Genomic DNA, 12,937 nt, shown 5'->3' on the forward strand with positions numbered 1-12,937 from the left:
TAACGAGGCACAAAAGTAGAAAAGTTTAGCAATGCTGCAAACGTTTTGGATAATATTTGACAAGAAAAAACAACAAATTTTATGACCCTGATATCTCAGATCATCTTTGTGATCGTCTTGGCTGTTCCGACCTATTTGATAGTCAAGAGAATACGACAGATTCGTGCCAATATCCTGCGAGGGAAGGCACTCGATAGAAATGATAACTCTTCCCAAAGATGGAAGACCATGTTGCTGATCGCCTTTGGTCAGAAGAAAATGTTCAAGAAACCCATTCCTGCTTTTTTGCACTTACTCATCTATGTGGGCTTTCTTGTGATCAATCTAGAGGTACTGGAGTTTGTGATTGATGGACTCCTCGGGACACATCGTGTCTTTGCGCCTTATTTGGGTTCGTTTTACAATGTAGCGATGAATTTTTTTGAATTTTTAGCTTTGGGTGTTTTGGTGAGTTGTGTGATTTTTTTGATCCGAAGAAATGTGGTCAAAGTACCGCGCTTCACTATGCCAGAGATGAAAGGTTGGCCTGCCATGGATGGCAATTTGATTCTGATCATTGAGATCACCTTGATGATGGCTATTCTCAAAATGAATGCTGCGGATCAAGTCCTGCAAGCCAGAGAAGTAGCTGGCTATCATGAGACGGGCAAGTTGTGGATTTCATCCGCACTCGTACCGATCATGGAGATGTTCGATACGAGTTTATTGATCTTGACCGAGCGTGGAGCATGGTGGTTTCATATTGTTGGGATTATGGCTTTCGCGCTGTATGTGACCTATTCGAAGCACCTTCATATCTTTTTGGCCTTCCCCAATACCTATTATTCTAATTTGAATCCTAAAGGGAAAATTAACAATATGGATGCGGTGACTACCGAGGTGAAATCGATGCTCGGGATGCCTGTAGAAGCACCTACAGCGAGTCCTGATGAGATCGGGCGGTTTGGCGCGAAGGATGCGACCGACCTGAGTTGGAAGAGTTTGATGGAGTCCTATACCTGCACGGAGTGTGGACGCTGTACGTCAGAGTGCCCTGCAAACTTGACTGGAAAGACACTGTCCCCTCGCAAGATCATGATGGATACGCGAGACAGAATCGAAGAAATAGGCAAAGGTGAAGGAACTGAAAAAAGCTTGCTAGGTGACTACATCACCAAAGAAGAAATTAACGCCTGTACGAGCTGTAACGCCTGTACTGAGGCTTGCCCTATCAACATCGATCCGTTAGGGATCATCTTAGAGATGAAACGCTACGTCGCGATGGAGGAATCTGGCTCGCCTGCATCATGGAACGCCATGTTTGCTAATATAGAAACCAATTTTGCTCCATGGAAATTCGCGCCAAGCGACCGTTTCAACTGGGCAGATGATTTGAAAAACGACAAAAAATAAGACCATGAGTGATCAAACGATAAACGTGCCGACGGTAGCGGAGCTTCAAGCCAAGGGTGAAAGCCCAGAGATATTGTTTTGGGTAGGGTGTGCTGGATCCTTTGACGATAGGTACAAGCGTGTCACCGTTGCTTTTACCAAAATACTCCATCACCTCGGTGTGAACTATGCCGTGCTCGGCTCTGAGGAAAGTTGTACAGGAGACCCTGCCAGAAGAGCAGGCAATGAGTTTCTGTTTCAGATGCAGGCCATGTCCAATATCCAGTTACTGGATATGTACAACATCAAGAAAATTGTAACAGCTTGCCCGCATTGTTTCAATACCATCAAAAACGAATATCCTGATCTAGGAGGTAATTACGAAGTGGTACATCACACGACTTTCCTCCAAGGGATGCTCAACGAGGGCAAGCTTAAAATCACAGGAGGAGACTACAAAGGGCAGAAGATCACCTATCATGACTCGTGCTATCTCGGTCGTGCCAATGGCGTCTATGAAGCGCCACGTGAACTGCTACAGTCCCTAGATGCAGACCTGGTAGAGATGAAGAGATGCAAGACCAAAGGACTATGCTGTGGAGCAGGTGGAGGGCAGATGTTCAAAGACGCAGAGAAAGGAGACAAGGAGATCAATATCGACCGTACTGAAGAGGCGATAGGTACGGGAGCTAAGGTGATTGCATCGGCGTGTCCTTTCTGCATGACAATGATGTCCGATGGTGTCAAAAACAAAGAGAAAGAAACCGAGATGCAGGTCAAAGATATCGCGGAGATTATAGAGGAGTCCATGGGGCAGTAAGTTGACTCGCCTAGCCCTGTGAGGGTTAACAGTATTTTTAGTAGCTTCGGGTCTATGGGTTCGAAGCTACTTTTATTTTGTATGGGGAGTATCTGCTATGTGTGTTCAGGGTTTGCACAGAACTTGGATGCGGTTTTGGAACTGCACAGAGCTGCTGTGGGAGAGCAATCTCTGGCCGCTATGCGCTCGGTACAGGTAGAGATGATCGAGCGTGAAGGGGCTGCAACTCCACGAATCTACCATATCACCAAAAAGCGACCCAACAAAGTACGTAAAGAGACGGTATCAAAGGATCATCGCTTCGTCATGGTGTTTGATGGTGAGGAGGGACAAGTGCTGGAAAGTTGGAAGGAAGACTCGCTTCGGGAACTCACAGTCCAAGAACAGGCCTTGTTGGAGATAGAGTCTACGATTGGCTCGCCGCTACAGCTAGGTGAATTCGATGGACACGATTTGTTTTGGCTGGGGACAGAAACCATCGGGAGTCAAGAATTTGTAGTCATCAGGATGACTTTCTATGACAACTATTTCGTCGACTTCTATATCGATCGCGCAGATTACCTGCTGTACAAGTATGTCGTCTATGCAGACCTCAGTGCCAAGGTTGATTTTGAGTATTTCTACAAAGATTACAAGAAGCTCGGAGCTTTCGTTCTGCCCTACTCTTTTGAGAAACGCCGAAAAGGTGAGAATACCATCTACTATACGATCAAGGATATTGTATTCGGTGCAGGAGCCGCCGATACGCTATTCGTATTAGTCCGCTAGTGGTTCATAGCAATTGTATTCTTCGCCTCGTCATGCTCCGACGTAAGGTCGGGGTATCGTTGGATTTAAAAACAGAATAATACAATCCAAAAACAGATAAATCCTGAAATAGAATAGGGACCAGTGGTGTCATACAGATTTATCCAATTCGTAAAGAAGATACCTTTTATATATGGGAGGCTTTGCTTAATATTAACGTGCAGCACGAGAGGAACTAATTGTATAATCTTATAACTTAATTAACTAATTATTATGGCGACAATTCATGTTACCTTGGTCGTAGATACGGCTACTTTGACTTCTAACCCATCTGATGTACCAGGAGCTTGTTTATTGTATGATTCTACCGTGACTGATCCAGAAGGGTCGACAGATTTTCAGATCAATGCAAATGAAGGAGATGATATCATTTTTCACATCTCAGCCTATGACAATGCCACTCCTGTACTGTTAACAGGTATCACAGCCAAAGAAGGGCAAGCTAATTTGTTTAGAACCAACCCTGCTGCGCCGAGCTGGAAAGGAACGGTAGGCACGGCAAATGGCACAGAAGCATTTAATATTATGTTTTCGACTGGAGGCACTACTTATACTTTGGATCCAATTATTCGGGTTCCTGTATGACTCTTGTTAAAAAAAAAGCAATTTTAATAGCCTACATGTTAGGCTATTTTTTTTCTGGGGCTTTTGGTCAACAAAACTCCACCATTGCTGATAGTATAAAGAAGTATTTGGATTCTGATCAGATGATATCCGATTCTGTTAAATGTCACTGCTATAAACAGATCGCAAATAATTCATCAGCCCTAAAAGAGATCATTAAATATGGAAACAAGCTTGATACCTGTAGTAGGAAACTAGGGGTGAATAATCTTATCGGTGCAGCACAGATTGTGATGGGCGATGGTCAGAGGTTAAGTGGCAACCTAAAAACAGCTATTAGGCACTATGTGGATGCAGCAAAGTACTATCAGTTTGATGATGATTCTGTCGGTGTTTCAACGTGTTATTTAAGTTTGGGCGGAACCTATCACGTATTAGGAGATTATGATAAATCAATCGAGTACTATAAAAGGTCAATAGATATTTATTTGAGTTTAAATGATACTTTAAGACTGGCTTCTGCCTATCTAAATATAAGTGAGTCTTACAGAAAGGAAATGAATATTGATAGTGCTATAATCTATTTGGATGAAGCAAAATCATTCTATGATAAGATCAACTATACAATTGGTAGTGCATATGCATTGGGAAATAAGGGGTTAATTTATAAAAACATAAACGAGTCTAGCCTTGCAGTAAAATACTTGAGTGAAGCTATTCTTTTGCTTAAGGAAGTAGGTGATTCCTATTCAATATCTTATTTTTCGGTAGAGTTATCCCATGTTCTTGCCGAACAAGGTCATTTTAGAGAAGCTATAGAATTAGATATCGAAGCATTGAAATTGGCAAGGAAAGAAGGACTAAAAGAACAAATTCGAGACGCCAGTCTTCAGCTTTCGGAGCTATACAGCAGCCAGAGCAATTTTAAAAAAGCACATTATTTTCAAAGTCAGTACATCACCTATCGTGATAGCATCAACAACGAAGAAACGGTGCGTAAGATGGCAGACCTTCGTACGGAGTTTGAGGTGGGGCTGAAACAGGCCGAAGTAGATCTCAAACAAAAAGAAGTTGACCTCCTGCAAAAGGAAGCTTATATCAGCAGGGTGTTGCTCGCTGCGGGTGGGGTGTTTGTTATATTGCTGCTGGTGGTAGTGGTGGTGCTGTGGCAGCTCTACCACATGAAAGTACGTGCCGCGAATGTTGTTAGGCGTAAGCGACAAGTGATAGAAGGGCAGCACAGACGTGTCCTTCAGCTGAATGCCACCAAGGATAGGTTTTTCTCTATTATTTCACATGACCTACGCGGACCAATCTCCAATTTTAGTGGTGTGGCGGGGTTGATTCAGTTGTATATAGAGGACGGAGATTATGTGGAGTTGAAACGCATCGGTCGCATTTTGGAGAATTCTTCTCACGAGCTATCCACGCTACTAGACAATCTGCTAGACTGGGCGATGAACCAGCAGGGTGTGTTCCCGTATGATCCTGAGGAGGTTAGTGCCGAGGAGATTTGTAACCCAACCTTGCGTGTACTGAGCAACTCTGCCAATGCTAAAAATATCACGATGACGGAGGAGGTGCACTCCGAGTACATGGTGCACGTGGATGTGAATAGCGCGACCACCACCATTAGAAACCTCGTCAGCAATGCCCTAAAATTCACCCCAGAAGGTGGGACGGTTACGTTGACAGTAGAGCGAGAGGGAGACTATGCAGTATTCGTCGTAGAAGACAATGGAATCGGGATACCAGAAGACAAGATGAAGAACCTCTTTGGTTTTGATGGTGAGCGCAAGCGCTGGGGGACTGATGGAGAAAAGGGAGTTGGCCTAGGGCTTAACCTGGTCCGTGAGTTCGTAGAACTCAACAAAGGAAAAGTCACTGTGACCAGCAAGGAATCCCAAGGATCATGCTTTCGGGTGTACTTCCCGCTGTTTGTGGAAGAGTGATCTGATGTGTTTTAGGACTTCTTGATCTAAGTTCGATTTTAAATAGCAGTTTCTTCCTATGTTCACAGGTCAGTAGTCCTTTATATTTGACCGATCTTAGATTCTTAAAAAAAGCGTTATTACCTCTTTTCTCATTAATAGATATTGCACTTGGCGTTAACAAAATCGGTTCTCACCAATGGGGATAGCCCTGTCAAAGCAGGGCTATGACGGTGTGATTGAAGCCTATTCTTTCTCTAAGATTGCTTGGTGCAGCTTAAGGACTTGTGGGATAAGTAGGGATTTTTCGTCATTGGTGAGAGTGAAATCGGCGATTTGATTGCGCTCCTCGTCGGAGAGCTGCTTGTCTATGATACCTTGAATTTCCGTCTCGCTTCGAAAAGTGTCTCGGGTTTTGATGCGTTGGATGCGGAGGGTGATGGGAGCCGATACATTAACGACTACATCACAGGCTTGGTGAGATCCTGATTCGATCAGAATGGCAGCTTCTTTGATTACATAGGGGCTGGACTGTTCCTTGACCCACTGTTTGAAGTGTTTGGCTAGCGCTGGATGAACGATGCTGTTGAGTTGCTCTACTTTATTGCCATCTGAAAAAACCTGCTGCGCCATATAGTCACGGTTGAGTTGGTCGTTTAGATAGGCTTCTGTGCCGAATGTGGTTATAATCTGTTGCTTTACAGTATCTTCATGGATGAGTGCTTTCGCGTGGCTGTCCGCATCGTATATGGGGATGTTGAGGATTTGGAATATCCGACAAACAGTACTTTTGCCTGATCCTATTCCTCCGGTGATGCCTACGATTTTCATCTGAAGGATGCTGGAGGGAACTCTACGCTTAATTTGTCTAGTGCCAGTACGATATCTAGTGCTTTGTCGTGGGCATACATGAGTATGGGGGTAATGGTTGAATCACGATCATTCATCATCGTATAGTCTACGGTGACGCTAAAGTCCGATTCACTTACTTCGTCTTCGAAGTTTTCGTTGATCGTATAGTAGATTTTGATATCAGATTGACTGGCCACCGCAGAGGAGTCTTCAGGAAAATGCAGGAACTCAATGGGGATGGTGATGTCTTTGTAGAGGAAGCGTGCCACGTCGAATTTGACATTGGTTTCCTTCTGTGTAGACTTTACAATTTTGTCGAGTTGGTAGCCTAGTTCTTCGTCAAAGTTGCTGTCAATATTTTTGTCCGTGAATCGTATCAAGACTGACTGATCGAGACTGTCCATGTAGGACTTGGGGCCAGAGAAGGTTGCAGAGTCGTTGGCTATTCGAATGCGGGAGGTTAGACGATAGCTGTCCTTGAGCGGGATATTGATGCTGTCTACTTGTATGGCTAATTTTTTGGTAACTTTCTCTTGGATGTTGAAAAACAAGGTGTCCGTCACGACATAGGTGAGTTTGAGTCCGTCGAGCTGTTCAGAGATCATCGGTACTAAACTAGAACGGGTCAGAAAACGGATTTCTGTAGGATTGTCCAAGGGGACAAGTATAGGGGTGGCGTTGATACGGAGTGTTTTGCGCAGGAGGTTCCATCCACCACTGGTCACGACTATTTTTACGTTTTTGACGAGAGGGTCTACTACGACGACACTGTCTTGGTTGAACTCGTACGCAATGGGATAGTCCAGCCTAGTGCTGTAGCTTTTGTTCATGGCGTTAAAAAACCAGAAGGTAGTCGCTCCCAAGATTGAGAGTAAGACTACCTTCCAGTTTTCTTTTAGTCCAGGTGCAAAAAACCTAAATAAGCTCATTTACATGAATTATTTTTCGTTGGCTTTTTTGCTTAGCTCCATGGATAGCGAAGATTTTTCGATGACGATTTTAGTTCCTCTATCGATATCTAATGTCACAGTCGTATCAGTTACTTCTACGATTTTGCCATGTATACCACCGATAGTGATCGCTTGGTCACCTTTTTTTACCTCTTGGGTAAATTTCTTCTGATCCTTCTGCTTTTTTTGCTGGGGACGGATGAAAAAGATGAAGAACACTACGGCCATAACGCCGAGCATGATGAAGCTAGAATAGCCTCCCTCTCCACCTATTTGCAATAATATTTGATTGAACATCTAAAAGTATCTTATGAATGTTTGAATTAGCTATCGGTCGGCGCAGGCGTCACGTCAGCTTTGATTTTGATTCTTGTTTGTGTAGGGAACGTGTTCGCAGTGATGGTAACTGTTTTGTTCTGGATACCCGGCTTTTTACGGCTATTGAATTTCACTTTGATCACTCCTTTTTCGCCGATTCCGATTGGCTCTTTTGGCCACTCAGGTACAGTACATCCACATGATCCTTTGGCATCAGAGATGATCAATGGAGCATCACCTGTGTTCTCGAACTCAAATACATGCTCTACTACGTCACCTTCGTTGATGTTACCAAAGTCATGGTTCTCTTCTGCGAAAGCGAATGTTGGTAATGGGCCATCAGGCTTTACTTCTGGAGCAGCAGTAGTTGCTGGCTGTGCAGTAGCAGTAGCTCTAGAGTTGGCAGTTCCTTGTCCTTCGAGTTCAGCAACTCTACCTTCTAGTCTAGCAACTCTGCTTTCTAGGTCAGCACTAGAACAACCTACGATAGCTAGTCCGAATACAGCGACCATAGCAGATAATAATGTTATGTTTCTCATTTTTTAAAAATTGTTTGATTAATACATATACTGATTGTGTATAGAGTAGTCGTATATACACTACGCTATAACGGTAGCAAATGTAACAAAGACACTGGATTGATAAATATGCACTTGCTGGTTTAACAAGTCGTTAACAATCTGTGCTGAATTATGCTACTTCTTCGCCTTTGATTTGGTTGATGAGCCCGTTGACATCATCCAATAGTTTTTCGGCCTTTTCTTTGGCGTCATCTACGATTTTTTGTCCTTCGGTTTTGGCATCATTGGCTGAGAGCTCTTTTCCATCAACGAAATCTTGAATGGCTTCATCAAGTTTTTTTCGGTACTTGTCTAGGCGATAAGTAAGCTTGTCTCTGGTGTTCTCTCCCTTGTCAGGAGCGTAGAGAATTCCGAATAAGGCACCAGCTGCTGCGCCAGTCAAAAATGCTAAGAATGAATTTGAATTTTTACTCATGGTTATTTATTGTCTAGGAGTCCACGTCCACTTTTCTTAATGCGTCCTTGCTTCTGTAAATCTACAGAAAGTACGTCAAGCAATCCATTTACAAACTGTTTACTTTTTGGGGTACTGTATTGTTTTGACAGTTCGATGTATTCGTTGATCGTAACCTTGACAGGGATGGATGGGAAATGTGTCATCTCTGATAGTGCCATTTCGAGAATGATACGGTCGGTGATGGCCACACGGTCAATTTCCCAGTTTTTAGATTTTTCTTTGATCAGCCCCTCTAGGTCTGATTCATCGTCGATGGTCATGTCGTAGAGTTCTTTCAAGAAGGTGAGGTCCTCGTCCCAGTTTTTGGATAGTTCCATTAGTAGTGGTTCTGATCCAGTTTCGTCTATAGATTTGAGGGTTTTGAGTACCATGCTCTTTAGGATGGGTTTGTTCTCTTCCCAGCCTATATCTAATGCTTCGAAGTACTCATTGACTCGTTCGTTTTTGAAGATGATCGCCTTGTAGATCTTTAGACAGATCTCCTGATCGTCTTCGAACTTGGTAGGCGCCATGTTATCATACTCTTCATAAAACTCTTCAGGTTTCAAAAACTCCTTGTGCCATGACCGGATGAGGTCAGAGTCCCAGGCGATTTTCTTTTTGGATACTTCCACTTGAAACTCTTCACAGTTTTTGAGTGATTTGATTAGCGTGTTTTTGGCGAAGTTGTTATGCTCTATTCCTTTTTTGGATTTCTGCGCGCTAATTAGCTCTTCTATTTCTACGATGAGGTAGAGGAGCTTGATATAGTCGTCGTAGATAGTCGATAGGTCAGAGATCATTCTTTTGCGAAAGTGCTGTTTGTTTTCCTCCTGCTTGTTTTGCCACTCTCTTAGAAAGAATTTGGCTTCTTTGATGATTTCTGGCTTGATCCCTTCTTCTAGGCTATCTATGCCTGACTCGTGTATCTGATCGTAGGTTTTAGCCACCACCTCTCTGTCCTTAGCAAGCCCTTCTTTGTCTTGGACTTCCATGGAGTTGAGATCGGGCAAAAACTGATCTTGCGCTTTTTTCTTGCAGATGTTGTAGTCTGCTTCTTTGGTTGTATGGTATGCAAATATCGATTGCATTCCCTTGATACGTAAAGAACGTCTATTGAGCATTGTATCCTATCCTCTGTTTAATTGATTTATAAAGGCAATTTAATATTACCTATTGATTTAATTCTTTCTTCTGCGATTTTGATTGCTGCTTCGTGTGGTGTTTTTCCTGATTGTTGACTCAGGTCAAATACTCGACACGTCGTATCATAGATGAGTTCGGTCTGCTTCATGACGCGTTCTTGGCTATGGTTGCCAGCATATTCGTAGTATACGTTGGTAATCCCCCCTCCGTTGATTAAAAAGTCTGGGGCATACAAAATGCCTCTTTCGAGCAATTGGTTGCCATGTTTTAACTCATCGAGTAGCTGGTTGTTGGCTGCCCCTGCTACGATATCGCACTGTAGTTGGCTGATAGTCGTGTCGTTGAGTGTACCACCGAGTGCACAGGGGGCGTAGATATCTACGTTGGCATGAGCTACTTCATCAGCAGGTATGATGTCTACGGCGAATCTATCGGTGATTTTTTTTATTTTATCTTCGAATATATCGGAGACCGAAACTTTAGCCCCTTCTTTGGTGAGATAGTCTATCAGGTGTGTACCGACATTCCCAGTTCCCTGAACGAGGACTTTTTTACCACTGAGATCGTCCGAGCCGTAGGCTTTTTTGGCAGCCGCTTTCATACCCATATATACACCATAGGCAGTGTATGGAGATGGATCACCTGCTCCTCCCATGAACTCAGGTAGGCCAGTGACGTAGGGTGTTTCCATTCGGATGTATTCCATATCACGAGTCGTCATGTTGACATCTTCTGCGGTGTAGTACTTTCCCGCGACACTGTGTACGAACTTGCCAAAGCGACGCATCAGTGCTTCATTTTTGATTTTGCTAGCATCACCGATGATGACGGCTTTCCCGCCTCCAATATTCAACCCAGCGATAGCGTTTTTGAGTGTCATGCCACGAGAGAGTCTCAACGCATCAGTCATGGCCTCTTGTTCACTGGCGTAGTTCCACATCCGTGTACCGCCCATGGCAGGCCCTAGTACGGTATTGTGTATCGCAATGATGGCTTTCAATCCCGTCTCTTTGTCATGGCAGAGTACGACCTGCTCATGATTCATGTCTTCTATTTCAGAAAATAGGGAGACCACTTTCTCGTTCATTGTTTCTGTTAGTTCTATCATTTTTGGTGTCGAATTTTTATGGGTTAAAAATTACGGACGCAAATTTAGACGTTTTTTAATCACAATCTGCGTGGGAAAATGGTATTAATGTTATGCTTTTGTTTTGACTTAAGATAAGCAGTCAACTTTCCAAAAACAATGCCGTTTGAGTTGTAATATTGCATTTTGGACAAAAACGTTTTCAGTCTGCTGAATGAAGGAGCTCGCACATATCAATAAATACCTGTTTAAGTATAAGTATCATCTGCTATTGGGGACGGTTTTTATCATCATCGCCAATTTGTTCGGCGTGGTGCCTGCGGTGATCGTTCGTCATTCCTTTGACCTTATTCAGGAGAGCTTTCAGGTATATAATTTGTTTGATGGTATCTCATTGCAAAGCGATACTTATGACACCTTTGTTTGGAGTATTTTTGTTTTTGCGGCGATTATATTGTCTTCAGCTCTGTTGAGAGGGGTATTCATGTTTTTTATGCGTCAGACAATCATCGTAATGTCTAGACTGATAGAGTATGATCTCAAAAATGAAATATACGAACACTACCAAACTTTGCCGCTGAGTTTCTATCGTAAGAATAACACAGGAGACCTGATGAACAGAATCTCCGAGGATGTTAGTAAAGTTCGAATGTATGTAGGGCCAGCCATCATGTATGGTATCAACCTCGCGGCGATGTTCGTGATTGTGATTCCTTTCATGCTCTCGATCAATGTGGAGCTCACATTGTATTCTCTGATTCCGCTACCTTTTCTGTCCTTTAGTATTTACTACGTCAACAATATCATCAATCGCCGATCAGAGCAAATCCAAAGAAGTCAATCTAACCTTTCGACTTTCGTTCAAGAGGCATTTTCGGGTATCCGTGTGATTAAATCTTTCGTCAGAGAAAAGGACTATGATAAATCATTTACCGAAGCGAGTGATGATTACAAAACCAAGTCGCTCCGCTTGGCTTTTGTGCAGGCATTGTTTTTTCCGTTGATTATGAGTTTGATCGGGCTTAGCACGATATTGACGGTGTATATCGGGTCAGTAGGTGTACTGAGAGGCGAATTGTCTACGGGGAATATCGCGGAGTTCATCATCTATGTCAATATGCTGACCTGGCCGGTGACTTCACTGGGCTGGATTACGAGCATTATACAAAGCGCGGCTGCTTCTCAGAAGCGGGTCAATGAGTTTTTGAGTGTGAAAAATGATATTGTGTCAGAAAAAAATATTCGCCAAGACATTAAAGGAGAGCTGACTTTTGATAAAGTGAGCTTTACCTATCCAGATTCGGGTATCGAGGCGCTGAAGGATGTTTCCTTTCATGTAAAATCTGGGGATTCTATTGCCATCATCGGTACGACAGGCTCAGGCAAAAGCACCATAGCAAACCTGATCTGTCGAATGTATGATACCACGTCTGGAGGAGTGTCTCTGGATGGAGTGCCTATTAAGGATTTTGATTTGAAGTCTGTGAGGGGAGCGATAGGCTATGTGCCTCAGGACGTGTTTTTGTTTTCGGAGAGTATCCGTGACAACATCGCTTTTGGGAATGGACAGATGACTGATGCGCAAATCAAAGCAGCTGCCGACAATGCAGATTTGACTGAGAATATTGCCAAATTTCCAGAGGGGATGGCGACAGTCTTGGGTGAGCGAGGGATTACGCTATCAGGAGGACAAAAGCAACGGGTATCCATCGCCAGGGCTGTAGCTCGATCTCCGAAGATACTGATTTTGGATGACTGCCTTTCTGCGGTAGATACCAAAACGGAAAATAGTATTTTGAATAGTATGAAAAGAATCATGGTGGACAAAACGACCGTGATCATATCACATCGTGTTTCCAGTGCACAGTTGGCGGATCATATCATTGTTTTGGATGGAGGAACGATCCGCGAACAAGGCAGTCATCAGACACTGATCTCCCAAAAAGGTATCTACAAAAGCCTCTACGAGAAGCAAATTCAAGGAGAAGAAACTGTCTCATAAGACTCCTGTAAATGTTAAAAATGGTTTTTAACACTTTGTAATACATTGATAGTTAGCGCTTTGTGTTTCCGT

The 12,937-nt window shown here is 43.3% G+C and carries 13 protein-coding genes; 6 read left to right on the plus strand and 7 right to left on the minus strand.

Features of this window, described 5'->3' with window-relative positions:
- Window positions 1-81 precede the first annotated feature (81 nt).
- The 5 genes from BGP76_RS18030 (at window position 82) to BGP76_RS18050 (ending at window position 5,514) form a co-directional block, all read left to right on the plus strand.
- Entirely contained in the window at window positions 82-1,392 is a 1,311-nt protein-coding gene (locus BGP76_RS18030) for a (Fe-S)-binding protein (RefSeq protein WP_119845725.1), read from the plus strand.
- A 4-nt stretch (window positions 1,393-1,396) separates the two neighbouring features.
- The gene (locus tag BGP76_RS18035) at window positions 1,397-2,191 is read left to right on the plus strand and encodes a (Fe-S)-binding protein (RefSeq protein WP_119845726.1); all 795 of its coding nucleotides are present in this window, start codon (window positions 1,397-1,399) and stop codon (window positions 2,189-2,191) included.
- Window positions 2,192-2,272: 81 nt separating this feature from the next.
- Window positions 2,273-2,959, plus strand: coding sequence for a hypothetical protein (locus tag BGP76_RS18040; RefSeq protein ID WP_119845727.1), 687 nt, complete (start codon window positions 2,273-2,275; stop codon window positions 2,957-2,959).
- 252 nt (window positions 2,960-3,211) lie between these two features.
- A complete protein-coding gene (locus BGP76_RS18045) occupies window positions 3,212-3,583 on the plus strand; it encodes a hypothetical protein (RefSeq protein ID WP_119845728.1) in 372 nt (123 codons plus the stop codon).
- Window positions 3,584-3,822: 239 nt separating this feature from the next.
- Complete coding sequence (locus BGP76_RS18050; RefSeq protein WP_158584328.1) at window positions 3,823-5,514, plus strand: ATP-binding protein; 1,692 nt, start codon at window positions 3,823-3,825, stop codon at window positions 5,512-5,514.
- 225 nt (window positions 5,515-5,739) lie between these two features.
- On the opposite strand, the gene coaE is transcribed toward BGP76_RS18050, so the two are convergent.
- The 7 genes from coaE to BGP76_RS18085 all read right to left on the minus strand — a co-directional run bounded on the left by coaE (window position 5,740) and on the right by BGP76_RS18085 (window position 10,884).
- On the minus strand, window positions 5,740-6,324 hold the full coding sequence (gene coaE, locus BGP76_RS18055; RefSeq protein WP_119845730.1) for a dephospho-CoA kinase: 585 nt from the start codon (window positions 6,322-6,324) through the stop codon (window positions 5,740-5,742).
- Complete coding sequence (locus BGP76_RS18060) at window positions 6,321-7,274, minus strand: hypothetical protein (protein WP_073125345.1); 954 nt, start codon at window positions 7,272-7,274, stop codon at window positions 6,321-6,323. The genes coaE and BGP76_RS18060 overlap by 4 nt, the downstream gene beginning before the upstream one ends.
- 9 nt (window positions 7,275-7,283) lie before the next feature.
- The gene (gene yajC / locus BGP76_RS18065) at window positions 7,284-7,592 is read right to left on the minus strand and encodes a preprotein translocase subunit YajC (RefSeq protein ID WP_073125342.1); all 309 of its coding nucleotides are present in this window, start codon (window positions 7,590-7,592) and stop codon (window positions 7,284-7,286) included.
- Between the two features lie 26 nt (window positions 7,593-7,618).
- Window positions 7,619-8,152 carry a DUF1573 domain-containing protein gene (locus BGP76_RS18070; RefSeq protein WP_073125340.1) on the minus strand — a complete coding sequence of 178 codons (534 nt, stop codon included), beginning with the start codon at window positions 8,150-8,152 and terminating at the stop codon, window positions 7,619-7,621.
- Window positions 8,153-8,303: 151 nt separating this feature from the next.
- Window positions 8,304-8,609: a YtxH domain-containing protein gene (locus BGP76_RS18075; RefSeq protein ID WP_073125338.1), complete on the minus strand. Its 306-nt coding sequence runs from the start codon at window positions 8,607-8,609 to the stop codon at window positions 8,304-8,306.
- Between the two features lie 2 nt (window positions 8,610-8,611).
- Complete coding sequence (nusB, locus tag BGP76_RS18080) at window positions 8,612-9,721, minus strand: transcription antitermination factor NusB (RefSeq protein ID WP_158584329.1); 1,110 nt, start codon at window positions 9,719-9,721, stop codon at window positions 8,612-8,614.
- 59 nt (window positions 9,722-9,780) lie between these two features.
- A complete protein-coding gene (locus tag BGP76_RS18085; RefSeq protein WP_119845732.1) occupies window positions 9,781-10,884 on the minus strand; it encodes a Glu/Leu/Phe/Val dehydrogenase dimerization domain-containing protein in 1,104 nt (367 codons plus the stop codon).
- Between the two features lie 193 nt (window positions 10,885-11,077).
- Between BGP76_RS18085 and BGP76_RS18090 the strand changes: the two genes are divergently transcribed.
- Window positions 11,078-12,865 carry an ABC transporter ATP-binding protein gene (locus BGP76_RS18090; protein ID WP_119845733.1) on the plus strand — a complete coding sequence of 596 codons (1,788 nt, stop codon included), beginning with the start codon at window positions 11,078-11,080 and terminating at the stop codon, window positions 12,863-12,865.
- Window positions 12,866-12,937: the final 72 nt, after the last annotated feature.

The sequence above is a fragment of the Reichenbachiella sp. MSK19-1 genome, from assembly GCF_003590315.1.
Lineage (GTDB): Bacteria > Bacteroidota > Bacteroidia > Cytophagales > Cyclobacteriaceae > Reichenbachiella > Reichenbachiella agariperforans.

Bases quoted from the DNA above. Each gene is read 5' to 3' on its own strand.
- BGP76_RS18030 (WP_119845725.1), top strand. From the start codon at position 82: ATGACCCTGATATCTCAGATCATCTTTGTGATCGTCTTGGCTGTTCCG.
- BGP76_RS18035 (WP_119845726.1), top strand. From the start codon at position 1,397: ATGAGTGATCAAACGATAAACGTGCCGACGGTAGCGGAGCTTCAAGCC.
- BGP76_RS18040 (WP_119845727.1), top strand. From the start codon at position 2,273: ATGGGGAGTATCTGCTATGTGTGTTCAGGGTTTGCACAGAACTTGGAT.
- BGP76_RS18045 (WP_119845728.1), top strand. From the start codon at position 3,212: ATGGCGACAATTCATGTTACCTTGGTCGTAGATACGGCTACTTTGACT.
- coaE (WP_119845730.1), bottom strand. From the start codon at position 6,324: ATGAAAATCGTAGGCATCACCGGAGGAATAGGATCAGGCAAAAGTACT.
- BGP76_RS18060 (WP_073125345.1), bottom strand. From the start codon at position 7,274: ATGAGCTTATTTAGGTTTTTTGCACCTGGACTAAAAGAAAACTGGAAG.
- yajC (WP_073125342.1), bottom strand. From the start codon at position 7,592: ATGTTCAATCAAATATTATTGCAAATAGGTGGAGAGGGAGGCTATTCT.
- BGP76_RS18070 (WP_073125340.1), bottom strand. From the start codon at position 8,152: ATGAGAAACATAACATTATTATCTGCTATGGTCGCTGTATTCGGACTA.
- BGP76_RS18075 (WP_073125338.1), bottom strand. From the start codon at position 8,609: ATGAGTAAAAATTCAAATTCATTCTTAGCATTTTTGACTGGCGCAGCA.
- nusB (WP_158584329.1), bottom strand. From the start codon at position 9,721: ATGCAATCGATATTTGCATACCATACAACCAAAGAAGCAGACTACAAC.
- BGP76_RS18085 (WP_119845732.1), bottom strand. From the start codon at position 10,884: ATGATAGAACTAACAGAAACAATGAACGAGAAAGTGGTCTCCCTATTT.
- BGP76_RS18090 (WP_119845733.1), top strand. From the start codon at position 11,078: ATGAAGGAGCTCGCACATATCAATAAATACCTGTTTAAGTATAAGTAT.